Source organism: Dellaglioa kimchii, from assembly GCF_046115505.1.
GTDB lineage: Bacteria > Bacillota > Bacilli > Lactobacillales > Lactobacillaceae > Dellaglioa > Dellaglioa kimchii.
Genome location: NZ_CP170736.1, coordinates 181,889 through 204,309 on the forward strand (window position 1 = coordinate 181,889; position 22,421 = coordinate 204,309).

The window sequence follows — 22,421 nt, forward strand, 5'->3', positions numbered from 1 at the left end:
AAAGACAAAACCCCCGCATGAATATACTGATATCCATACAGGGGTTTTGATTTATAGAAACCAAACCGATATACAGATACAATCTGAATAGACAGATTATATCTGTAAAAAAACAGACTACAATCTGAATAACCGGCTTTGCCAACGATTATTAAGTTTTACTTGTGAATAAGTCATAGGCTTGATTTCCTCTCTGAGTTAGTTGATAAATGTAGTATAGATAAATCTGATATTATTGTCAAATATTATTTAAAAGATTTTAAAAGTTATAAAGAGTATAATTTAGAAAACAACAAAATTGATTCGACATTCATAGTGCGGTATGATATTTTTATTGGGAATAGCGCACTATGAATTCATATATGAGGTGAAAAACTATGAAAAAATCGTTAAAGATTGGTATTAGTATCGGAAGTATTTTAGTTTTGGGAATTCTTGGTGGAGCAAGTTTCAATCAAAGTATGCATTTTAATAAAGGCATCACAATTAATGATACAGATGTCAGTGGATTAAGTGTTGATAAAGTTATTAGTAAGTTAAAAAATGAAACGTCAAAAAATGTTATTTATGTAGGTAAAACAAAAATAGTCGATGCAAAAGATACAACAACTGGTTTTACTGATGAAGATAAGCCAGCGATTAAAGCATTGTTGAAGAAGCAACGTACCATTCTTCCTTCAAATGTTAAGAAAAATTATGCGATTGTTCCACAAAAGTTGAATACAACAGTTAAGGATCAATTAAAAGCACAATTAAAAACCCAACTAACAAAGTTAAATAAAACAAGAACAGTGGCTGTTGATGCAAGTCCCATTTTAAAAAATGGAAAAGTATCAGTAACACCTGAGAAAAAAGGGAATCAATATAATGTTAAGCAAATTTTAGCTGCCTATGATAAGGCTGGCTATAGTAGCATTACGAAGTTGAAGGATACTGAACTCCAACCTTTATCTGCTGACAGTAAAACAGTTAAAGCTGATACTGAAAAATTGGATACACTAGCTGCTAGACAGACTGTTTATACCGTTCAATCAACGAAGTATACGTTGAAGGGTGCAGATATTCTTAAGCAAGCAACTGTTGAAGATGGTAAATATGTTGTTGATACGAGTGGTATTTCTGCAAAAGTAGATGAAATTAATAAGAAACAAGCAACATTGAATAAAAAGTATAATTTTAAAACGGCTACAGGAAGTACTGTTCCAGTTAGTGGACAATCATATGGTTGGGCCCTTGGAATGAATGACTCAGTGACACATATTTTGACAGCGTTAGAAGATGGTACTGCAGCTATTGACGCAACCAATGATAAATATGGTGTTGGCTATAATACTTATGGAACTGGTTACACAACGACTGCAAATGATGGACTTGGAGATACGTATGCTGAAGTGTCAATTGCGCAGCAGAAAGTTTGGATCCATAAAAATGGCAAGGTTGTTTTAACAACTGATGTTGCAACTGGTAAACATAGTACTGGTGAAGATACAACTAAGGGTGTTTGGTATATTATGTACAAACAAACGCCATCAATACTTAAAGGTAGTGAAGTTGGTAAAGCTAATTATTCTGTCAAAGTTAGTTACTGGGCTCAATTCACAAATAGTGGAATTGGTTTCCATGACGCTAGTTGGAGAACAAATTGGTCTAAAACAGCTTATCTTAAAGATGGTTCTGGTGGTTGTGTTAATACAAAACCAGCCGCAATGGCAACTTTATTTGCGAACGTTTCACAAAACGAACCTGTTGTTGTTTATTAATTTAAGGCTTAATCAGTTATTAAACTGGTTAGGCTTTTTTTAATGATTTATTATTAATAACTTCATAGATAAGTCATAAAGCCAAGGTAGTATGAACCTATACCAGAAAGGAAGTTTAACAAAATGAAAATAGATAAAAACAAAGATAATAAATTAATAAGTGATAATATCGTTTCTGCACAAGTCATTGCGTTGAACAATCATATTATTACTGTAAAAACTGAAAATTCAGAAATTATAAAAATTAAACAACCAAATAGTACAAAAAATGACAAGATATTTCTAGAGACAATGAAAGATATTTTACGGTCGGGATTGTGGATTCCTGTGAATCGAGTCATGCAAATTATAATGCGTTATGACTGGTTTGATACGCCATTTGAAGAATATAGTTATGTATAGAAATCATGTATAATAACGTTAGAGGTGGCAGAGATGACGATTAAATTAATTGCAGTAGATTTAGATGGTACATTTTTAAGGGATGATAAATCATACGATAAAGAAAGATTTTCGCATCAATTTGAAAGGATGCAACAACAGGGAATACATTTTGTGGTGGCAAGTGGGAATCCAACCTTAGCCATTGAACAATATTTTAAAGAAATTAAAGATAAAATTGGTTACGTTGCTGAAAATGGAGCAGTCATTCAAGATGCAAAAGAGTTATTGAAAGAATACATTTTTGAAAATAGTCTCTATCAAGAAACGATTCAGTATTTGAAGGAAACATTCACTGAAACAGGACTATTAGCGGTTAATAATCAAGGAGGTTTCTATGATAAACGGGAATCTGATACATTTATTCAAGATGTAAATGATTATTATCCGAAAGTAACCGGAGTCGATAATTTGGTATCACTTAATCAAGGAATTTCTATGCTGACGGGTCATTTTCCCGTGTCGTTATATGAAAGAATATCATTACAATTAAATACTGAAATGAATAATAAACTTCAAGCAAAAGCGTCTGGATTTGGTTATATTGATATTAATTTAGTGAACGCGACAAAGAAAAACGGCATAAATTTACTACAAAATCGTTGGCATATCTTGGATGAAGAAGTTGCGACATTTGGGGATAATGATAATGATCAAGAAATGTTGGCGTTCACGCCGAATAGTTTTTCAATGGCTAGCGGATCAAGATTAGCTAAAAAAACAGCAAAACACATCATTGGGTTGAATCAAAACGATAGTGTTTTGGATAGCATTGATGATATTTTAAATCATAAATTGTAAAGAAACGTTCTTTTTCAAGGGGCGTTTCTTTTTAGTCCTTTGTATCCGTTTACTTATGCAGTATAATAGAGTTATTAAAGCATAATCGGAGGAATGTAATTTTGACAGTCAAGATAATTGCAGTGGATTTAGATGGTACATTTTTAAGAGATAATAAAACGTTTGATGAAGTTAGATTTAGTCATCAATTAGTTGAACTAAAAAATAAAGGGATTCATTTCGTGGTAGCAAGTGGAAATCAAGTTATGAAAATTAAAGATATTTTTAAACGTATCTCTGGTGAAATAGGTTACGTTTCAGATAACGGTGCGGTTATTTATGATGGCAACACCCATATCAGATCATTTAATATTGATCCAGCCGTATTTGAAAAAACAGTTTTATATATCCAAAAGGTATCGCCAAATTATGGAATCTTAGCATCAACAGATGAGAGTGGGTATATTGATGCAAGTGAGTCTGATAACTTTGTAGAAATGGCTAATACGTACTATCCAGACATTATTAAGGTCCCTAATTTAAGTAAGGTTGAAAAAACTATTTCTAAAGTTACGATTAATGGCCCCATTGACGAATATAAAACATTTGCGGTTAAATTAAAAGAAAATGTTGATGAATCATTAGTTGCAAAAGTTTCTGGTTTTGGATTTATTGATATCAATGTTAAAGAGGCAACAAAACAAAATGGGTTAAATGCTTTGCAAGAATTATGGGATGTAAAAGATGATGAAGTAGTAACCGTTGGAGATAATGATAATGATGCTGAGATGTTGGCATACACACCATTAAGTTTTGCAATGGAAAAGTCTTCAAATATGGCAGCTAAAATGGCAAATCATCGTATCGGTTCAAATCAAGATGATAGTGTCTTAGATTTAATTGATGACGTTTTAGCAGGTAAATATTAAAATATAATTTAGATAATGACGTAAAAATAAGTGATGATTTTCACTTATTTTTTTACAAAAAAAACCACTTTCTTGTGAAAGTGGCAGATAATTAAATTTATTTAGAAACAACGCTAAAACGTTCTTGATGATGTGAATTAGATTCAATTTCATCAACCAATGCGATAGAGAAGTCGGCATAGCTAATTTCACTATTACCTTGTGAATTCATTGTTAAAACGTCCCCGGCAATTTGATAGTGGCCTGTTTTTTCGCCACTAGGATTGAAAAAAGCAGCTGGTGAAATATAGACCCAATCTACATTTGAAACGGTACGGAGTGTGACTAAAGCATCACGCATATTTTGGGCTGTTGCTTTAGCACCTTCAGGGAAGTCAGGTGTATCACCAAGTAACAGTGTTTTTTCAGAATTAACGAAAAGACTACTTGCGCCACCAACAATAACGAGCTTAACCTTAGTATCAGCTAAGATATCCGTTAAATGTTTTAATGATGTTTGATGAAGATTTTCTTGACCAAATGGAGCGTTAAAAGCATCTACAATAACATCAAATGATTCTAAATCAGCAGTTGTTAACTTGAAAAGATCTTTTTCCATAAAAGGAACATCTTCTGTTAATTTGCTTTTATTTCTAATAATAGCAGTAACATCTAAATGACGAGAAACGGCCTCTTTTAATGTAGATTGTCCTTGTTTACCAGTTGCACCAATAATTCCAATTTTCATTTTATAACTCCCTTTCTAAGTAACTGTCTTCACAATAGTTGAATGACATTTTTTTGTCAAAGAATAAGTCGTCAGGTTACATCTTTATTTTAACTGATAAATATGGTATGTTTATAGTTGTTATGGGGACGTTCAGGATTCGACAGGTATAGGTTGAGCTTGGATTGCGTTTCGAAGTTTGCGTCTTCGTTAAAACGCTCAGTTAAATTATAACTGCAAAAAATAATAGTAATACTTACGCTTTAGCTGCTTAATAGCGCTCTAACGTAGATCCTCCTAGTATCGTCCATGTGCTAGATCTGGGTCCTAAATTAAGTGGACTTACGTTAACTTCTTCCACCTGGAGAAGTTAAAAGAGACTAATCAGGTTAGTCAGACGTGTTAGCCCTGTTATACGGCGCTACGGTTGGCGAATTTTAAATAGTATAACTATGAACGTAGATGTTTGAGTGGCAATATGCTTGGACGCGGGTTCGACTCCCGCCGTCTCCATTTTACACATTGAATAGGTTTGAATAAGGTTGAAAACCGTTATAAAATAACGTTTTTGCATTTTAAAAGTTTGAATAAGATTGAATGAGTTTGAATGCAAATTAAGGTGTTTTTAAGGTGATTTTTGACAATCCTATTCAACATAACAGATGAAAAGATGACTTGATTCGACGAGTTATCTTTTTTATTTTGCCATAAAATTAGAGGTCTATTATGAAAAAATAAATTAATTTGTTAGAAATTACGGACACAAAAAATGACCATTTACAAAGGATTATTTTTGTAAGTAGTCGTTTTTTACGAACTTTATATTAAAATAAAGGTATAAACCAAGAAAGAATATAGTTAGTAACCATATCTAATATTGGAGATAGAGGTTAACTCTTTTAATTTTTTAGATTGATTGTCAGATAAAGGTTGTTCATCATTCTTGATGGCTTTAGAAAGATCTAAGTTCATGCGACTTAAAATGAATGGAACAGAAGAACGTTTTTGTTTTAGTTCTTCGAGATAAGCTTGTAACGTAACTTTAAGTGTATTATTACCATTATTTGTACTTAAATCAGTTAATAAATCGGTAATAATTTGTTCGGCCTGTTTTCCACGATCATCTCCGCCGGAAAACCATTTTAATTTATTCATAGACTAGAACTCCTTAATTTATTTGTATTAACTAATAATATATTAAAATATATAAATTAAAGAGAAATAGTTAACATAATAAATGATAAATATGGTCCCATTTGATCATGAAAATATAAATTAACCTACCAGTTTATGCCTGCCATATTTGTTGGAAGTATATTTTATCTTTAAAAAGTGGAATTATTTTTAGTTGATTTAATGACTAATCTTTGTAATACTAAATTTATAAAAAATTTAGGGGGGTTCGTATGTCAAAAGGTAGAGTTGAAGCGTTCACAGATGCTGTAGTTGCTATTATTATGACAATCATGGTTTTAGAGTTAAAAGCACCAGAGGGAGACACATTTTCAGATTTAATACCGCTTCAAAGTACTTTTTTAGCTTACGTATTAAGTTTCTTTTTAATTGGTGTCACCTGGAATAATCATCATCACATGTTCCAATTGGCGGATAAAATCAATGGGCGGGTGTTGATTGTTAATACTGGATTTATGTTTGTAATGTCATTCATGCCATTTGCAACAAGCTGGGTTGGTGAACATTATAATAAATTTGCGCCTGCCTTTTTATATGGCCTTGTCTTTCTATTATTTAATATTATGTATGTAGTATTAACTAATGAATTACTTCGAGCAAATGGGCCTGAATCAAATTTAGCAAAAGCAATTAAAAATGACAATAAAACATGGGTGTCGTTATCTTTTTCACTTATTGGCTTGATGTCAGTATTTATTAAACCAGAGTTGGTGTTAATTTTTTGTCTGATTGTGCCATCAATTTGGTTTATACCTAATCGATTAATTGAAAATTTCTATAAAGACAAATGAAAAACAGTTCCAACAAGAAATTTCTTGTTGGAACTGTTTTTTTAAATTATTTAATGTATCGAACTGCGGTACCATATGCGGCAACTGATTGCATATCTTGACCAATTGAACCGGAATCAAAACGCATCATAACAACTGCATCAGCACCCATGCTTACTGCATTGTCGCGTAAACGATCAATAGCAGTATCTCTTGATTCAGCCATCATTTCTGTGTAGGCCTTAATTTCGCCACCGACAATATTTTTAAGACTGGCACCAATGTTTTTGATAACATTTTTAGATTGTGTTGTAAGGCCAAAAACTTCCCCAATTACTTCATATTCTCTACCCGGAATACTTTCCGTTGTAACGACTAGAATTTTATCTGACATCTATAAAACCTCCCTTTATTAGTATCTTCATAGTAACATAGTTATTTTATAAGACACTACAAATTTGAACTGATTATTTTGCCTCTTGGAGGACTTTAATTGTTTTAACTTTAACATTGGTTGTAGGTTTATCACTTGAATTAACTGCAACTGCTGCAATTTTATCAACAACATCCATCCCTTTGATAACTTGACCAAAGACAGTATAAGTACCATCAAGTGAAGGTGTACCACCATTTTTGTATGCATCAATAATTTTTGACGGTGTGCCATCTTTAATATCAGCACTAGTACTTACATCTTGGTTATTTTGAACAATGTAGAATTGACTACCAATTGAATCAGGTTCTGACGTTTGTGCCATCGCTAAAGCACCACGAATATGATAAAGGTTACTTGAAATTTCAGCACCGAATGTATGACCATAAATACTTTCACCACCAGTACCATCCCCTTTAGGATCGCCACCTTGAATCATAAATTCGTTAATAACACGATGGAAGAGGGTATTATTATAGTAACCTTTTTTACTATGAGTAATAAAATTTTTCACAGCTTTTGGTGCATATTCCGGGAATAATTTGATTTTGATATTTCCCTTTGTTGTCTGAATATCTACGACAGCTTCCTTTTTTGTTACTTTTGAACTAAGTTGTGGTAGTTCAACGTTTGACGCTATACTGGATGAAGAAGTAGTAGTTTCCGTATCGTTTGTTGTTTCTGCATTTTGATGGTAGAAGAAGAACCCAATTCCCCCAAGAATAATGATAATAATTACTGCAATTAAACCAATCATTTTTTTGTTTTTCATATTAACCCCAAACTTTCTTTATTTAATTACTCTAGTTTAACGTACGAGGTAGAAGTTATACAAGTCTTAACTTAAACATCCAGTTTAGCGCTTGTATATAGTCATTATGATTGTTATATTTAACATATATAAATGGGGATAACTCACGGTTAAATGAGGATTTAATACTTATATGAACGTTATCAATTGTGAACGATATAAAAATTTACATAGTTAGAGGATTACAATACAATTATCGAAATAGATTAGTCAGATTTTGTATTGTTAAGAAAAGTAGTAGGGGGTTACATTGTGTTAGTTGCTAACAAATTGGGAAATTTAGATTTATACATAGAAAAAATAATAAATAATGTCATGGCAAGAGATGTGACTCGTGTCACAGAATCGGGGATGGCATAATGGTAAAACAAAATAAGAAAGATAAAGTAAGATGGCGTCATCGTCATCCATGGATTTTTAGAGGTATTGCAATATTTGGTGTTTTATTTTTATTAGGACTTACGACGATAAGTATTTATATTGCGACAGTTATTAAGTCCGTGCCAACAGTTACAAGTCAGGAATTAATATCTGATGCCAGTTCAAATATGTATGATAAAGATGGCCAGTTAATTTGGTCTTCAGCGCTGAATAAACGAGTTTATGTTAAGTCAAAAGACATTCCTGAAACATATAGTAATCTGTTATTAGCAACAGAAGATCAAACATTTTACAAAGACGCGGGATTTTCGCCCTCCGGCTTATTTAATGCGGGACTTTCTTCCATTAAATCAGCTGTAGGTAAAGGGTCAGCTCGAGGTGGATCAAGTATTGAGCAACAGTTAATTAAATTAACTGTTTTTTCAACGAGTAATAAAGATCGGACTGTAGACCGGAAAATAAAAGAATTTTTCTTAGCGCAACAGTTATACCATAATTATAGTAAGAAACAGATTTTAGAGTTTTATGTTAATAAAATGAGTCTAGGCGAAGGATCATATGGGGCACAGACCATTTCAGAAACATATTTTGGTAAAACTTTAAAACAATTGAGTATTAGTCAACAGGCAATTATAGCTGGATTGGGCCAAGCCCCTTCTACCTATAATCTATATTCAAACCCTAAAGCCGTTCAAACACGCCGAAATATAATATTAAAAACAGGGCTTGAAAATAAGGTAATTACAAAGAAACAATATAAAACAGCTGTCGCAGAATCAGTGACAAAAGATTTACAGAAACGCCATTGGATGGAAAATTCTGTTACAAAAAAAATTCTTGAAAATAATGCTTATGTTACTTCTGCCTTAGAACAAGTTAGCGATAAAGGGTACGATTTAGCTAAAACACCATTACAAATTACAACAGCGCTTGATTCAAAGCAAAATGCGGCTGTTAAAAAATTAGCTGATAATAAAAAGTATTATCAAAATTCAGCAGAACAATCTGCAATTACCATTACAGATCCTAAAACAGGAAATGTTGTTGCTCAATATGGTGGACGTCATCAAAAAACTGCCTTCAGTTATAATCGGGCAATTTCTACGCAGCGTTCGTCAGGATCAGGAATTAAGCCTCTATTAGATTATGGTCCTGCTATTGAATACTTTGGGTGGGCAACCACGCATGCCTTAGATGGCACTTCATATACTTATCCGGGAACTAATCTTGTTGCTCAGAATTTTGATAATGTGAGTTATAAATCAATAACGATGCAAAACGCATTACGAGTTTCGGCTAATACACCAGCAATTAGAACGTTAAATACTGTTGGGAGTGCAAAGGCTAGCCAATTTTTAGCACAAGTAGGGATGGCTCAAAATAATGCACCTGCTGGGTCGCAGGCTATTGGACTCGATGTTTCTACCGAACAAATGGCGACAGCATATGGCACCGTTTCAAATGGCGGAACCTATCATGCGGCTCGTTACGTCACAAGTCTAAAATTTTCAGATAATAGTGTTAAAAAATATGAGGTAAATAGTAAACGTGCTATGAAGGCCTCAACAGCATTTATGCTAACGTCAATGATGGAAGGCGTACCTAATACTGGTGGGACAGCGCCTTCTGCAAGAATTGATAATGTTCATCAGGCAATGAAGACAGGGACCGTCGGTTATTCTGCTTCATCGGGATTTCCAGCGAATGCAAATATGGATGTCTGGATGAATGGGTTCACTAAATCAACTTCTATTTCGATGTGGTTAGGGTATGATGAACCAATGAAAAAAGGACATTATATTACTGATGCTGCATCTGCAATGACAAATGTTAATTTATATCGTGACCTAATGGTACATTTTTCAAAAGAAAAGAATGCTGATAATAGTGAGTGGACAAAACCATCAACTGTTACACAATTGTCAGGAACTGGTCTTACAGCTCAATATGAACCTAACGATAAAGTAGTAACGTTAGGCGTTAAAGAGCCAGAAAAAATTGATTTAAAAAAAGCTAAAATATATAAAACGTATTTGTCTAAAAAGATTTCTGAGGACACGTTAAAAATTAAATTAGAGGATCCTTCATATCACAAGAAACCTGAAGCATATAAAATTGGTTCATGGGAGCAGTCGACTCAGAAAAAATTAAATAATGTTCAGAAAAAATTAGACAAGGCTAATAATGGCATTAAGGCGGCTAAAGAGACGTTAGAGGGTGAATAAAAATGGAACCGAGATCAAGAGGGACAAAGCAAACAGGAAAAAAAACTGTTAACCGAGAAAATAAAACAGATTTTAAACCAGAACAAGCTAGTCATAAATCGATACGACAATTTTTAAAGTGGGCGTATCGTATTTTGTTGTTTATTGCGGTTAGCTTGAGTATTTGGAGCGTCTACACGGTTATCAATCGTTATCAAATTAGTCTTGATTGGTCCAAAAATGATAATTCAAAATTAACAATGGCAAATCAAACGCCAGACTCACTCTACGACTCTAATGTTAAGTCTAAAGAAGCAAAACAAAAGTTTAATGAAATTTATGCAGATAGTTACAACATTAAAACAGAGGAGTTAACGGCTAAAGCAACTTCAAGTGAAATGAAAAAATTAGATGATACATTATCAAATATTTCTAAGAATTCACGTGCTGATTATCAGACAAAATATGATAATTTATTAAAAAAAGTGAAAGTGAATTCATTATACCAAGATATATTTGTTAAGAATGACGAACAAATAGTTAAAGGGAATGTGACCCCTGAAACGATTCAAAAATTGAATAATGAACAATTTGGGTACATTAATCAGTTATTGATTAATTCTTCAAATAAAGATCAATTTGCCAATCGAATTTATACACTTCAAAAAAATTTGGCAAAAGATGCAATAGCAATAAACGGTGTAATGGCTATTGCTATGAAGACTGCCACGTATGACTCTTTGTCAGGTAATGTAGAAATATTGAAAAAGAGTACAAGTCAGCAAATAGATGACTATACGAATGCTGTCAGTAAATTACACTATTCATGGAATAATCTTGCCTTTTTAAATCAAATTGAAGAAGTGATAGCTAAAGATTTAGCCACACAGACAGAACAGTATCAGGTATTTGATGATTATAAAAAAGATCTTTCAGATAAGAAACAAGCCGATAAAAAGTTGGTTTCACTTGAAGAAACGTTATCTCATGCATTAAAAAAACAAGCTGAAGATAAGAAACAAGCTGAAATTTATATAAAAGTTCCTAGATTTGGATCTCAATCGGAAGCGCAAAAGTGGGCTGATAAAAACCACATAGGAATTGCATTTGAACAGAGATGGTCTGGGAAAAACACGATATTATCGGAACCGAGTGAAGGAAATTTACTTAAGCGAACAGCTAAATTAAAAGTAATTATCCAACATCAAAGTTATAAGGGGACCTCAGCAAATAAAATTTATTCGGGAACAAGTAAAAAGCCATCTAGTGCATCAAGCCAGGAGGCCAAGGCAAGTTCTGTAGAAGAATCAAGTTCAACGGATGAAACAAGCTCTAGTTTAGAAGCCGACGTGTCATCAGATGCAGCCGTAAGCAGTTCAGAATCAAGTGCTATTAGTAGTAGTACAAGCCAGGTAAGCAGTTCATCAGCTACTAAAATACAGTAAAAGTAGTTACAATACATTAAAATTGATGGTATTAAAATATATTACGAAAAAACACTAAAAATATTCATATTATTTAGTTATACTAATGGAATATAAGACCGCTCAAAGTAGCAGATAAGATTATGATTTTCATTAAATTGGAAATGAAAGAGGAATAATATGAAATTATTGATGGTAGAGGATAATAAGGCAGTTTCTGAAATGATGTCGATGTTTTTTCAAAAAGAAAAATGGGACGTTCAATACGCTTATGATGGTAATGATGCTGTTGCTATGTTTAATGAAGATCCGGATAGTTGGGATATGATTACGCTTGATTTGAATTTGCCTGGTATGGATGGCATGCAAGTCAGTTCTACGATTCGAAAAGTTTCAGCTAATGTCCCCATTATTATTTTAACGGCACGCGATACCGAAAGTGATCAAGTTCTTGGATTAGAAATGGGCGCAGATGATTATGTAACAAAGCCTTTTAGCCCAATAACATTGATTGCTAGAATTAAGGCCCTTCACCGCCGAGCAGAAAAACCAAGCGTTGGAACTGACGATGAAGCAGAAAATGAAAGTACTAGTTTTGATATTGTCACAACTCACTTTAAATTAAGTACAGCTCGTCGAGAAGCTTATTTACAAGACGTTCTAATTCATGATTTAACACCAAAAGAATTTGATCTATTGAAAACGTTGGCAAATAAGCCAAAACAAGTTTTTTCAAGAGAGAAATTATTAGAATTAGTTTGGGATTATGAATTTTTCGGTGATGAACGAACGGTTGATGCGCATATTAAAAAATTACGTCAAAAAATTGAAAAAGTGGGTCCACAAGTTATTCAAACGGTGTGGGGTGTCGGTTATAAATTTGATGACTCAGGAGCTGGTTACTAATGAAGCTACTTTATCAACAAATGTTAGCATTCTTCGCGGTTATCATTACATTGGTCATTGTATTTGGCGCTTTATTTTTAAATTTCACGAGTGATATGGTCTATAAAAATACATGGACACAATTGGAAGGTTACTCGGATAGTTTAATGTCAGAATCAATGGTTTTAAAAACAACCGATTCAAAAACGCAATTTAATTTAAACTTAAATAATTTAAGAAATGCAGAATTAATTTTAAAAACGCAAAATGTTCGATTTACTATTTATACTAAAAAATCTAAAATTATCTATCCTGATAATGCGGTACAGGACAATATTACAAGTGAGCAGTGGAAAAAATTGGAAAATGGTGAAGTTGTTCACCGTACACCGCATATTAATAGACAATTAAAAACAGATATGAAAGCAATTAATATGACCGATATTTTGAAACCTTATTTTTATAATGGTAAATTATATGCGGTTATATCGGTTGGAGCCAATGTTTCTAATATTCAATCCAATATGAGTCAAATGACTCAGAATTTGGTTATTGCGTTTATTGTCTCTGTTATCGCTGGAATTATTTTGAGTTATCTTTTAGCGAGATACTCTGTTTCTAGAATTAATCGATTGAGACGTGCAACTCGAATGGTTGCTGATGGTAATTTTGATGTGCATATCGAAAGTAGACATCGAGATGAAATAGATGATTTGGCACAAGATTTTGATGGCATGGTTTCTTCATTGAAAGAATCAGAGAAAGAAATAAAACGTCAAGAAGAACGTCGTAGACAATTTATGGCTGACGCTGCACACGAAATACGTACACCGTTGACAACTATTAACGGACTACTTGAAGGGCTAGCATACGATGCAATTCCAGAAGAGAGCAAGGGGAAGAGCATTGAACTAATGCAAAGTGAAACTAAGCGATTAATCCGATTAGTCAATGAAAATTTAGACTATGAAAAAATTAGGACAAATCAAATTATGCTAGCGCTAAGCAATTTTGATGCTGTTATTGTTTTGAATAACATCGTTGAACAACTAACAAAAAAAGCAATAGAAGCCGACGATAAGATTGAATTAAGTGTTCCTAAAAACTTAATGGTTTTTGCGGATTACGATCGATTTGTACAAGTTATTTTTAACATTACGCAAAACGCCATTCAATTCACTCAATCGGGAACGATTCATATTTCAGCTGAACGTGGTTATCATGAAAGTATCTTTAGGATTACTGATACAGGTATTGGTATGACAAAAGACCAGCTAGAAAATATTTGGGAACGTTACTACAAGGCAGATCCATCTCGTAAGAATACTAAGTACGGAGAATCAGGATTGGGATTATCAATTGTTCATCAATTAATGCAACTTCATAACGGAAAAGTTGAAGTGATGAGTACTGAAGGAAAAGGGACAACGTTTACATTGACGTTTCCAAATCAAGAAAATGAATAAATAGTTAAAAAATAATTAAAGAATGATTTCTATATGCAAATAGAAATCGTTCTTTTTTGTGATATATCGTAAATTCTGTTACACTGAAAAACGGTTAATAGGATTATTAACTTGGTTCAATATTACAAAATTGTTAGGTTAGTATGACATAGATGAATGCTAAACGGGGGAAAAAAAGTGTATACTATATTCATTCTAAGGGGGATGTGATAAATATGAGCCAAAAATGGCATGATTTAAAAGAAAATGAAGTTTTTATGTTTATCGTTCGAACTGCCTTTTATTTTATTGTATTGGCGATGCTAGTTTACCTGTACTCATTTAAAGGTATAAGTAATGGTACGTTTATCTATAATGAATTTTAAAGGAGAGCAAAGACATGATAAAAAATGTAATTAATCAAATTGATATGATCGCAATGTCCGATCCCAATCGCATTGTTTACAATGATTTGGGTGAGACAAATACTTATCAACAGTTAAAAGAAAAATCTGATGCATTAGCATTGCATTTGATTGAATTAAATTTAGATAATAAACGTCCAATTATGATATATGGCAATCAAAAATTTAATATGCTAGTGGCTTTTTTAGGAAGCGTTAAATCAGGGCACGCATATATTCCAATTGATTCGCACTCACCAGCTGAGCGTTTAGAGTCAATTCAAGAAGTTGCGAAACCAGTCGCTTGTATAGCTGTAGCAGAATTACCTGAAGTTAAACTCGATGTACCTGTAATTTTATCAACTGAATTAACAGAAATTATTGAGAATAATCAAGGGGTAGAAGTTCCTGATCCTAGTTTCCAAGTAACTGGTAAAGATAACTTCTATATTATCTTTACATCTGGTACGACTGGACAGCCAAAAGGGGTTCAAATTAGTCATGATAACTTGATAAGTTACGTGAACTGGATGATAGAAGATTTCTCTCTACCAGAACATCCCAATAGTCTATCTCAGGCACCATACTCATTTGATTTATCAGTAATGGACTTGTATCCTACATTAACTATGGGAGGTAAGCTGTCTGTTTTACCTCAAGAAGTGACGGATAATTTCAAAGTTCTTTTCCAAACATTGCCTACTTTGGACTTACAAGTTTGGGTTTCAACACCATCATTTATTGATATTTGTTTATTAGAACCAACGTTTGATGATAAACATTTACCAGATCTTAGTCGATTCTTATTTTGTGGTGAAGAATTAACTCACAAAACAGCTGCAGCATTGAAGCAAAGATTCCCAATGGCTAAGATATTTAATACGTATGGTCCTACGGAAGCAACAGTTGCGGTTTCGAGTGTTGAGATTACTGATGCTATTTTAGAACAATACCCACGATTACCAATTGGTTATGCCAAATCAGATACAAAGATGGTTGTGGTTAATCCAGAAAATGAACTAGTACCAAATGGTGAAGAAGGCGAATTAATTATTGCTGGACCTAGCGTTTCAAAAGGCTATCTTAACAATCCTGAAAAAACGGCCAGTGCTTTTTTTGAAATGGATGGCGTAGCTGCCTATCGAACTGGTGATGCAGCAATTATAAATTCTGAAGGCATGTTGTTATATCGTGGAAGAATTGATTTCTAAGTTAAACTACATGGTTACCGAATTGAATTAGAAGAAGTTGACCATCATGTGTCATCGCATCCATTTGTAAAACAAGCAATCACTATTCCAAAATATAACAAGGATCATAAAGTGGTTCAATTAATTGCATATGTTGTTCAAAATGATAATCCAGTTGAACGAGACTCAGAATTAACAGTTGAAATTAAAAAATACTTGTTAGATACAATGATGTCATATATGATTCCACAGAAGTTTGTTTATGTTGATGTTTTACCATTAACGCAAAATGGTAAAATTGATCGGAAGACACTAATAAATGAGGTGAATGCTTAATGGTATCATTCCAACCTTATGTCAATCCGATGTACTTTCTATATCTTATTGTCGTTTTAATTCCGATTATTATTGGTTTGCTTAATGGTAAAAGATTTAGATTGTATGAAACGTTGATTTCATTACTCTTTATTTTCTTAATATTTGGTGGCCCAAAACTTCACGAAGGCTTTAATCTACTTATTTATATAATTTTTGAAGTTTTACTTATCGGGTTATACATGAATTATCGCAGTAAGCATAACCAAACGTGGGTTTTTATTATAGCTGTCCTTTTAGCAATAGCACCATTATCCATCGTAAAAATAACACCAGCCATTAATAATGGTATACCATCAATTATTGGCTTTTTAGGAATTAGTTATTTAACGTTTAAAGCGGTTCAAATGATTATGGAATCACGAGATGGTAGTATTAAGAAATTTGATTTAATGTTAACTTTACAATTTTTATTATTTTTCCCAACAATCTCATCGGGACCAATCGATCGTTACAGACGATTCGTTAAAGATTATCAAAATGTCCCAAGTCGAGAAAAATATTTGGAAATGTTACAAAAGGGTGTATTTTACATTTTCTTAGGTTTCTTATATAAATTTTTACTAGCATACCTATTTGGTACAATGTTGTTACCTCAAGTCGCACGTATCGCATTACTAGACGGTGGTATATCGTGGGCCTTAGTTGGTTACATGTACACGTACAGTATGGATTTATTTTTTGATTTCGCTGGGTATAGTTTATTCGCAGTTGGTATCAGTTACTTTATGGGAATTGAAACACCTCCTAACTTTAATAAACCCTTCATCGCACACAATATTAAAGATTTTTGGAATCGTTGGCACATGACACTTTCATTCTGGTTCCGTGATTTTGTTTATATGAGATTAGTCTTTTTTATGATGAAACATAAATTAATTAAAAGTCGAATAACAACAGCTATTGTTGGTTATTTTGGATTATTCTTACTCATGGGATTTTGGCACGGGGTTACTTGGTATTACATCGCCTATGGTCTATTTCATGCGATAGCGATCGTCATTAATGATGCATGGCTCAGATTTAAAAAGAAACATAAAACCAGTATTCCAAGTAATAAATTTACAGAAATTTTTGCAATCTTTATTACGTTTAACATCGTTTGCTTAAGTTTCTTAATCTTTTCAGGATTTTTGGACAAACTATATTTTTCATAAAATAGATAATTAGAGGAGAATTGATATGAACACAAAAGATAAAGTTTTAGATATATTAGAAGAGACAACAGGTAGCGCAGAAGTTAGAAATAATTTAGATTTAAATATTTTTGATGAAGGCCTATTAGATTCAATGGGTTCAATTCAATTAATTTTAGAATTACAAAATGAATTAGGTGTTGATATTCCAATTTCAGAGTTTGAACGTTCTGAGTGGGCAACACCAAATTTAATTATTGCAAAAGTAGAAAGCTTGATCTAAATGGGATTGAAAAAGAAGTTATTCATGATCATTGGGCCTGTTGTTTTGGCTGTTGCATTACTATTAGCCATACTACTTGCACCAGTCAATTATAATTTCAGTTCTGCAAAAACTGAAGAAAAAGCAGCAGTATCGCAATCTACTTTAATTTTAAAAGGCTCTGCTATTCGTCAAAAGGCATTAGATGATGGTTATGTGGCATTTATCGGTTCATCCGAATTTTCACGGATGGATTCGATGCATCCTTCAGTTTTAGCGAAAAAATATAATCGTTCATATCGTCCATTTTTAATGGGAACTGGTGGGACACAATCGCTTAATCATTATTTTTATTTACAAGGTATCAAAAATCAGTTAAGAAATAAAAAAGCAGTTATGGTGGTATCACCACAATGGTTTGTTCCTAATGGTGTAAGAAAGCAAGTATTTAATAATTTTTATTCACCATTACAAACAACAGAGTGGCTACTATCTGCAAATGCTAACAGCCAGTCAGATCGTTATGCTGCCAACAGATTTATTACTTTAATGTCTGGCGAAGGAAATGAATCTGTTCTAAATGCAATGCATAAAATTGCTGAAGGACAATCGTTATCTGAAGCAGATGCTACGATGCTTCGCTTGAAATTAACGATTTTGAGTCATGAAGATCAACTATTCTCAGCTTTTCCGATGGCCGATCGAACACAGACTATCGATAGACAAACTAAGAATCTTCCAGCAAAATATGATTTAAATAAATTAAATATTCTTGCTGGTAAATATGGTGCTAAATGGACAACCAATAATGATTTTGCAATCAAAAATAGTTATTGGGATAAAAATAAGCTTAACAAAAAAATTGATAAGCTTGCAGGCACTCAGACTAAATTGAATTATGATCATTCTGTTGAATTTTCAGATTTCCAATTAATTTTAAATCAGTTTGCTAAAGAACATACTGACGTCTTATTTATTATTCCACCTGTAAACCAACGTTGGGCAAGTTATACTGGGCTATCATCGAAGATGCTAGCTAACTTTGATGGTAAGGTTACTAAGCAATTGAAATCCCAGGGATTTAATAAAATTGCTGATTTCAGTAAAGATGGTAATGAAGAATACTTCATGGAAGATACGATTCATTTAGGTTGGAAAGGTTGGGTTGCGGTTGATAGTTATGTGAACCCATTCCTGACTCAAAAACAAGTTAAACCTAAATATCATTTAAATAATTATTATTACTCAGAAGATTGGCAACAAGAATAAAAAATAGTTGGAATAAACCCTTATTGCATATGCAATAAGGGTTTATTTTATTATAGGAGATTCTGTAAAGGGAATGATTTGCGGTTGAGTAAGTAACTCTGTCTGTTTAGTTGTGATAATAATGCTTAAATCTAATTGGCAGGTTAATTCTGTGACCAAATCAATGAAGAATCTTGTTTCTATTATTGAAAATTCATCAATTAAGCCTGATAAAATGATCACCGAATAATCGTTTAAGATAGCTCTAAAAATTAAAATAAGTGTTTCATCAAAGTGACTTAAATCAGTCGTTTTTTTGTTGATAAAATTCGGTGAATAGTGGTGAAAATATTGTCCATAAATTAATTTTGAAATAGTTTTATATGTTTTTTTGAGCTGTTTCTTAGATGTTAAACCTATATTTTGTGTGATATTTAGATAAGGAACTATTAAGCTTAGTTCTTCAATTGTGATCAAAGTAACTGACTTTGAATTAATAAAGTCTTGATTTTCAAGTTGATTTACGAATTCAAATGATTTATCTAAAATGATTGAAACCGAATGGATAGGGAATAATGAGGTTAATGATTGAGTTGTATTAGTGTGTTTTTTTAATTGCATGGTGATGCCTCCTACTAATTTAATGAGATGAGTTACGGGTAGAGAATAAGACAGATAGGAATGAAATAAGGCTAATAGTTATACCGCCAGCGAATAGATATGCAGAATTAATGAATGATTCTTGCGAGATTAATGTACTAAATTGTACGTTTGTAGAGGAAATTAAAAAATCCCCATTAAAATTGGTTAATTTATGTGACAGTAATTCTAATAACTCAGATGATATTTCTGAGGGAGAAAGTTGAATAGCTAATGAATGGTTTATCCAATAAATATTTAGTTCTCTCAGCAATGAAGTATAGCTATTTTTAAAGAAGAAAATTAAAATCATCACTAAAATTAATGCTGCTATAAAGATGGTAAAGACTTCAAGAGCGAATGCAAATGCGACTTTAGGCTGACTTTCGCCGATATTGTGCAAGCTAAGATATTCGTTGGTACGTTTATTAATGATTTTTTTATAAATAACAATACTGATAGTAATGCCCGCTATCAATAACCCAATAATAATAGGGTAGATTAGGCTGACTTGTTGTTTATGGATATCTGTTAAGATACTAACTAAATTAGAACTAGATGTACTATTAACATTAATATGAGCAAGCATTTTTTTGAAACTTTTAAATGATTCAAATGAAATTTGATTAAATAATAAGTTTGAGAGACCGATTAGTATTGTGAAAAAAAATATGATAAATAACCCAACTGTTTGTTTCTTATGATAAAAAATACTAGATAATGATTGTAGAATTAAAGACATAATGACACCTCTTCGATTAATCTATATGACTAATTTTAAATAATAGTTATGAACATTATGTGAAGTTGTTTAGAATAAAAAAATAAACGTTACCGAAATTTATTTTTCGGTAACGTTTATTTTGAACTGGTACTTGAACTTGTAACAGTTTTTGAAGAAGAACTTGCAGTTGGTGCCTTTAATTCAGGAGCATCTGTTTGATATATGGTTGTTGTCGACTTATTGCCATGTTTTGAATAGAGGCTTGTCGAATTGTTTTTAAGTGTTTCTTGTAATTTTAGTAATTTACTATATTGATTCTTATAGTTATAGTCACTTGGTTGCGTTGGCTTAAAATTCTTTGGTGTATAGTAACGTAATAAGTTTTGATTATTGACTGTATCCGATAAATTTAGTTCGGTACTGACTTTTGTCTGATCTTTCTTTATTGTTTCCTTAACAATTTTAGAAGGATGCGTAACTTCTTTACCTGTTACATTATCATAAATTGTAGAATCTAAAACAGTATAATTAGGTGTAATGAAGTTTTCATTTCTAAACGCAACTGTCTGATCGTGATTCTTAGAAAATAGATCTGTCCCAAATTGAACATATGATGACGAATCTAGGCCTAGTAAGTGGAGCAGGGTAGGTAAGACATCAATTTCACCACCATATTGATTTTGGATGCCACCATTTTTACTTCCAGGAATATTAATCATAAATGGAACACGTTGTAATTGTGTATTATCAAATGAGCTCCATGTTTCGGATGATTTACCAAGAAGTTTAGCAAGTTTCACATTTCTTGAATTTGAAATACCGTAATGGTCACCATAGAGGACAACCATTGTATTATTAGATAATCCGGATTTTTTTAAGTATGTGAAAAATTCTTTAACTGATTCATCTAAATAATGAGCCGTTTGGAAGTAATTATTAACAGACGTATCGCCTGTATCTGGAACTTCAAAGTCTTTATTTTTTGAATCAATATCAAATGGGAAATGATTTGAAACGGTAATGAATTTTGCATAAAAAGGTTGTTGTAATTTTTCTAAATATTTAACTGAATCATTGAATAATAACTTATCTTTTAGACCGTATTCTAGAGTGTTATTTGCAGACGTATCATAATAACTTGAATCAAAGAAGTATTGGTATCCCATACTTTTATAAACGGAATCTCTGTTCCAAAATGATCCAATATTACCGTGGAAAACAGCACTAGAATAACCAGCGGTTTGATTTAAGATAGCGGGAGCTGCTTCAAATGTATTTTCGGATCCAAGAGATGTGAAAACGGATCCTTGAGGTAATCCATAGATACTTGTTTCTAAGAGATTCTCAGCATCAGATGTTTTACCTTGTCCGACTTGATTGAAAAAATTAGGAAAACTATAAGTTTCTTTACCATTGTATAGAGAATTTAAGAAGGGTGTGACTTCTTTTCCATTCACCTTAAAGTTAATTAAAAATTGTTGAAAACTTTCTAAATGAAGCACAATAACATTTTTACCTTTTGCGATACCATACATATTTGGATTAGGTGCTGCATAATGTGACTTTGTAAAATCAAGGACATCATTTAAATCAGAACTTTCAGCAGTATCGCGAACCCGATTGTTTTTGACTGTTTTGAAACTATCGTAGACGGTATATGAATCAATTCCTAAGTATTTAACAATATAATTACGATCAAACGTTCTCGTAATTAATTGTGGTCGGTCAATTTCACCTAATGTTAAACTTGCCAATGTTAGCATTATTGAGAATGATGTAATTGCAAACGCGTTAAGTTTACTGAATGGTCGAGTGTTAAATTTTAAATAGCGAGTTAAGAATAAGAAAATAATAAGCACTAAGTCAATGACGTAAAAAATATCGTGTGGTTTCATTAAAGCAAAAGAGCTGCCACTAATACCTTCAGAAACTTTGGAATAACCTAACATTGTATTAATTGTCATAAAATCAGTAAATTCTCGATAATAAATAACATTAAAAAATAGTAATGCTGAGTTCGCAATGTAAATTAAAAACATAGTCAAATATGAAATAACTGGTTTTTTAATGTATAATGCAAGTCCGAGTAGTAGCATGGTTGTGCCAAGTGGATTTAACAAAAGGACAAAGTATTGATAAATTCCTGAAACACCAAGGTTAAAATCAATAAGATATGCAGTAATTGTTTTTAACCAGAAAAGAAACAGAAGTAGGGTGAAAAATCCAAGCTTTGTGTTTAGAAATGTTCTAAATCGTTTGAGTGTCTGCACGGTTTGAACC

General features: G+C 32.4%; 20 protein-coding genes, 1 other RNA gene and 1 pseudogene. 15 read left to right on the forward strand and 7 right to left on the reverse strand.

The features are described from left to right. The first annotated feature begins 377 nt into the window (after positions 1-377). From ACE83Q_RS00865 to ACE83Q_RS00880, 4 genes are all read left to right on the forward strand, one after another. Positions 378-1,760 (forward strand): L,D-transpeptidase family protein, encoded by a 1,383-nt coding sequence (locus ACE83Q_RS00865; RefSeq protein ID WP_409022260.1) that lies wholly within the window; start codon positions 378-380, stop codon positions 1,758-1,760. Positions 1,761-1,883: 123 nt separating this feature from the next. Beyond that, positions 1,884-2,162 (forward strand): hypothetical protein, encoded by a 279-nt coding sequence (locus ACE83Q_RS00870; protein WP_409022261.1) that lies wholly within the window; start codon positions 1,884-1,886, stop codon positions 2,160-2,162. Between the two features lie 33 nt (positions 2,163-2,195). Continuing rightward, the gene (locus ACE83Q_RS00875) at positions 2,196-3,002 is read left to right on the forward strand and encodes a Cof-type HAD-IIB family hydrolase (protein ID WP_409022262.1); all 807 of its coding nucleotides are present in this window, start codon (positions 2,196-2,198) and stop codon (positions 3,000-3,002) included. A gap of 101 nt (positions 3,003-3,103) precedes the next feature. Then, positions 3,104-3,910 (forward strand): Cof-type HAD-IIB family hydrolase, encoded by an 807-nt coding sequence (locus ACE83Q_RS00880; RefSeq protein ID WP_409022263.1) that lies wholly within the window; start codon positions 3,104-3,106, stop codon positions 3,908-3,910. A 97-nt stretch (positions 3,911-4,007) separates the two neighbouring features. Here ACE83Q_RS00880 and ACE83Q_RS00885 read toward each other — a convergent pair whose 3' ends face one another. Next, complete coding sequence (locus ACE83Q_RS00885; protein ID WP_409022264.1) at positions 4,008-4,637, reverse strand: NAD(P)-dependent oxidoreductase; 630 nt, start codon at positions 4,635-4,637, stop codon at positions 4,008-4,010. A 124-nt stretch (positions 4,638-4,761) separates the two neighbouring features. Here ACE83Q_RS00885 and ssrA point away from each other — a divergent pair. After that, positions 4,762-5,132: a transfer-messenger RNA gene (ssrA, locus tag ACE83Q_RS00890) on the forward strand. A 342-nt stretch (positions 5,133-5,474) separates the two neighbouring features. On the opposite strand, the gene ACE83Q_RS00895 is transcribed toward ssrA, so the two are convergent. Further along, on the reverse strand, positions 5,475-5,771 hold the full coding sequence (locus tag ACE83Q_RS00895) for a bacteriocin immunity protein (protein WP_409022265.1): 297 nt from the start codon (positions 5,769-5,771) through the stop codon (positions 5,475-5,477). A 251-nt stretch (positions 5,772-6,022) separates the two neighbouring features. Here ACE83Q_RS00895 and ACE83Q_RS00900 point away from each other — a divergent pair, with 251 nt between their 5' ends. Further along, entirely contained in the window at positions 6,023-6,601 is a 579-nt protein-coding gene (locus tag ACE83Q_RS00900) for a TMEM175 family protein (protein WP_409022266.1), read from the forward strand. 46 nt (positions 6,602-6,647) lie between these two features. Here ACE83Q_RS00900 and ACE83Q_RS00905 read toward each other — a convergent pair whose 3' ends face one another. Both ACE83Q_RS00905 and ACE83Q_RS00910 read right to left on the reverse strand, forming a co-directional pair. After that, positions 6,648-6,974 (reverse strand): heavy metal-binding domain-containing protein, encoded by a 327-nt coding sequence (locus ACE83Q_RS00905; protein WP_409022267.1) that lies wholly within the window; start codon positions 6,972-6,974, stop codon positions 6,648-6,650. A gap of 73 nt (positions 6,975-7,047) precedes the next feature. After that, positions 7,048-7,785: a peptidylprolyl isomerase gene (locus tag ACE83Q_RS00910; protein ID WP_409022268.1), complete on the reverse strand. Its 738-nt coding sequence runs from the start codon at positions 7,783-7,785 to the stop codon at positions 7,048-7,050. Positions 7,786-8,183: 398 nt separating this feature from the next. Between ACE83Q_RS00910 and ACE83Q_RS00915 the strand changes: the two genes are divergently transcribed. The 9 genes and pseudogenes from ACE83Q_RS00915 to dltD all read left to right on the forward strand — a co-directional run bounded on the left by ACE83Q_RS00915 (position 8,184) and on the right by dltD (position 18,799). Next, positions 8,184-10,430 (forward strand): transglycosylase domain-containing protein, encoded by a 2,247-nt coding sequence (locus ACE83Q_RS00915; protein ID WP_409022269.1) that lies wholly within the window; start codon positions 8,184-8,186, stop codon positions 10,428-10,430. 2 nt (positions 10,431-10,432) lie between these two features. Then, on the forward strand, positions 10,433-11,854 hold the full coding sequence (locus ACE83Q_RS00920; RefSeq protein WP_409022270.1) for a hypothetical protein: 1,422 nt from the start codon (positions 10,433-10,435) through the stop codon (positions 11,852-11,854). 159 nt (positions 11,855-12,013) lie between these two features. Beyond that, positions 12,014-12,739 (forward strand): response regulator transcription factor, encoded by a 726-nt coding sequence (locus ACE83Q_RS00925; RefSeq protein WP_409022271.1) that lies wholly within the window; start codon positions 12,014-12,016, stop codon positions 12,737-12,739. Beyond that, positions 12,739-14,184 (forward strand): ATP-binding protein, encoded by a 1,446-nt coding sequence (locus tag ACE83Q_RS00930; protein WP_409022272.1) that lies wholly within the window; start codon positions 12,739-12,741, stop codon positions 14,182-14,184. The genes ACE83Q_RS00925 and ACE83Q_RS00930 overlap by 1 nt, the downstream gene beginning before the upstream one ends. A 215-nt stretch (positions 14,185-14,399) precedes the next feature. Next, on the forward strand, positions 14,400-14,549 hold the full coding sequence (locus tag ACE83Q_RS00935; protein WP_409022273.1) for a teichoic acid D-Ala incorporation-associated protein DltX: 150 nt from the start codon (positions 14,400-14,402) through the stop codon (positions 14,547-14,549). Between the two features lie 14 nt (positions 14,550-14,563). Continuing rightward, positions 14,564-16,093, forward strand: a pseudogene (dltA, locus tag ACE83Q_RS00940) (D-alanine--poly(phosphoribitol) ligase subunit DltA). Further along, positions 16,093-17,289, forward strand: a complete 1,197-nt coding sequence (dltB, locus tag ACE83Q_RS00945) for a D-alanyl-lipoteichoic acid biosynthesis protein DltB (RefSeq protein WP_409022274.1) — start codon at positions 16,093-16,095, stop codon at positions 17,287-17,289. The pseudogene dltA and the gene dltB overlap by 1 nt, the downstream one beginning before the upstream one ends. A 25-nt stretch (positions 17,290-17,314) precedes the next feature. After that, positions 17,315-17,551 (forward strand): D-alanine--poly(phosphoribitol) ligase subunit DltC, encoded by a 237-nt coding sequence (gene dltC, locus ACE83Q_RS00950; RefSeq protein WP_409022275.1) that lies wholly within the window; start codon positions 17,315-17,317, stop codon positions 17,549-17,551. Continuing rightward, positions 17,552-18,799: a D-alanyl-lipoteichoic acid biosynthesis protein DltD gene (gene dltD, locus ACE83Q_RS00955; protein ID WP_409022276.1), complete on the forward strand. Its 1,248-nt coding sequence runs from the start codon at positions 17,552-17,554 to the stop codon at positions 18,797-18,799. Between the two features lie 42 nt (positions 18,800-18,841). On the opposite strand, the gene ACE83Q_RS00960 is transcribed toward dltD, so the two are convergent. The 3 genes from ACE83Q_RS00960 to ACE83Q_RS00970 all read right to left on the reverse strand — a co-directional run bounded on the left by ACE83Q_RS00960 (position 18,842) and on the right by ACE83Q_RS00970 (position 22,411). Beyond that, positions 18,842-19,399 (reverse strand): hypothetical protein, encoded by a 558-nt coding sequence (locus tag ACE83Q_RS00960; RefSeq protein WP_409022277.1) that lies wholly within the window; start codon positions 19,397-19,399, stop codon positions 18,842-18,844. 19 nt (positions 19,400-19,418) lie between these two features. Continuing rightward, a complete protein-coding gene (locus ACE83Q_RS00965; RefSeq protein ID WP_409022278.1) occupies positions 19,419-20,159 on the reverse strand; it encodes a hypothetical protein in 741 nt (246 codons plus the stop codon). 116 nt (positions 20,160-20,275) lie between these two features. After that, on the reverse strand, positions 20,276-22,411 hold the full coding sequence (locus tag ACE83Q_RS00970) for an LTA synthase family protein (RefSeq protein WP_409022279.1): 2,136 nt from the start codon (positions 22,409-22,411) through the stop codon (positions 20,276-20,278). Positions 22,412-22,421: the final 10 nt, after the last annotated feature.

What these genes read in the sequence shown, in the direction of transcription:
- ACE83Q_RS00865 (WP_409022260.1), top strand. Translation starts at nt 378, where the DNA reads ATGAAAAAATCGTTAAAGATTGGTATTAGTATCGGAAGTATTTTAGTT.
- ACE83Q_RS00870 (WP_409022261.1), top strand. Translation starts at nt 1,884, where the DNA reads ATGAAAATAGATAAAAACAAAGATAATAAATTAATAAGTGATAATATC.
- ACE83Q_RS00875 (WP_409022262.1), top strand. Translation starts at nt 2,196, where the DNA reads ATGACGATTAAATTAATTGCAGTAGATTTAGATGGTACATTTTTAAGG.
- ACE83Q_RS00885 (WP_409022264.1), bottom strand. Translation starts at nt 4,637, where the DNA reads ATGAAAATTGGAATTATTGGTGCAACTGGTAAACAAGGACAATCTACA.
- ACE83Q_RS00895 (WP_409022265.1), bottom strand. Translation starts at nt 5,771, where the DNA reads ATGAATAAATTAAAATGGTTTTCCGGCGGAGATGATCGTGGAAAACAG.
- ACE83Q_RS00900 (WP_409022266.1), top strand. Translation starts at nt 6,023, where the DNA reads ATGTCAAAAGGTAGAGTTGAAGCGTTCACAGATGCTGTAGTTGCTATT.
- ACE83Q_RS00905 (WP_409022267.1), bottom strand. Translation starts at nt 6,974, where the DNA reads ATGTCAGATAAAATTCTAGTCGTTACAACGGAAAGTATTCCGGGTAGA.
- ACE83Q_RS00910 (WP_409022268.1), bottom strand. Translation starts at nt 7,785, where the DNA reads ATGAAAAACAAAAAAATGATTGGTTTAATTGCAGTAATTATTATCATT.
- ACE83Q_RS00915 (WP_409022269.1), top strand. Translation starts at nt 8,184, where the DNA reads ATGGTAAAACAAAATAAGAAAGATAAAGTAAGATGGCGTCATCGTCAT.
- ACE83Q_RS00920 (WP_409022270.1), top strand. Translation starts at nt 10,433, where the DNA reads ATGGAACCGAGATCAAGAGGGACAAAGCAAACAGGAAAAAAAACTGTT.
- ACE83Q_RS00925 (WP_409022271.1), top strand. Translation starts at nt 12,014, where the DNA reads ATGAAATTATTGATGGTAGAGGATAATAAGGCAGTTTCTGAAATGATG.
- ACE83Q_RS00930 (WP_409022272.1), top strand. Translation starts at nt 12,739, where the DNA reads ATGAAGCTACTTTATCAACAAATGTTAGCATTCTTCGCGGTTATCATT.
- ACE83Q_RS00935 (WP_409022273.1), top strand. Translation starts at nt 14,400, where the DNA reads ATGAGCCAAAAATGGCATGATTTAAAAGAAAATGAAGTTTTTATGTTT.
- dltB (WP_409022274.1), top strand. Translation starts at nt 16,093, where the DNA reads ATGGTATCATTCCAACCTTATGTCAATCCGATGTACTTTCTATATCTT.
- dltC (WP_409022275.1), top strand. Translation starts at nt 17,315, where the DNA reads ATGAACACAAAAGATAAAGTTTTAGATATATTAGAAGAGACAACAGGT.
- dltD (WP_409022276.1), top strand. Translation starts at nt 17,552, where the DNA reads ATGGGATTGAAAAAGAAGTTATTCATGATCATTGGGCCTGTTGTTTTG.
- ACE83Q_RS00960 (WP_409022277.1), bottom strand. Translation starts at nt 19,399, where the DNA reads ATGCAATTAAAAAAACACACTAATACAACTCAATCATTAACCTCATTA.
- ACE83Q_RS00965 (WP_409022278.1), bottom strand. Translation starts at nt 20,159, where the DNA reads ATGTCTTTAATTCTACAATCATTATCTAGTATTTTTTATCATAAGAAA.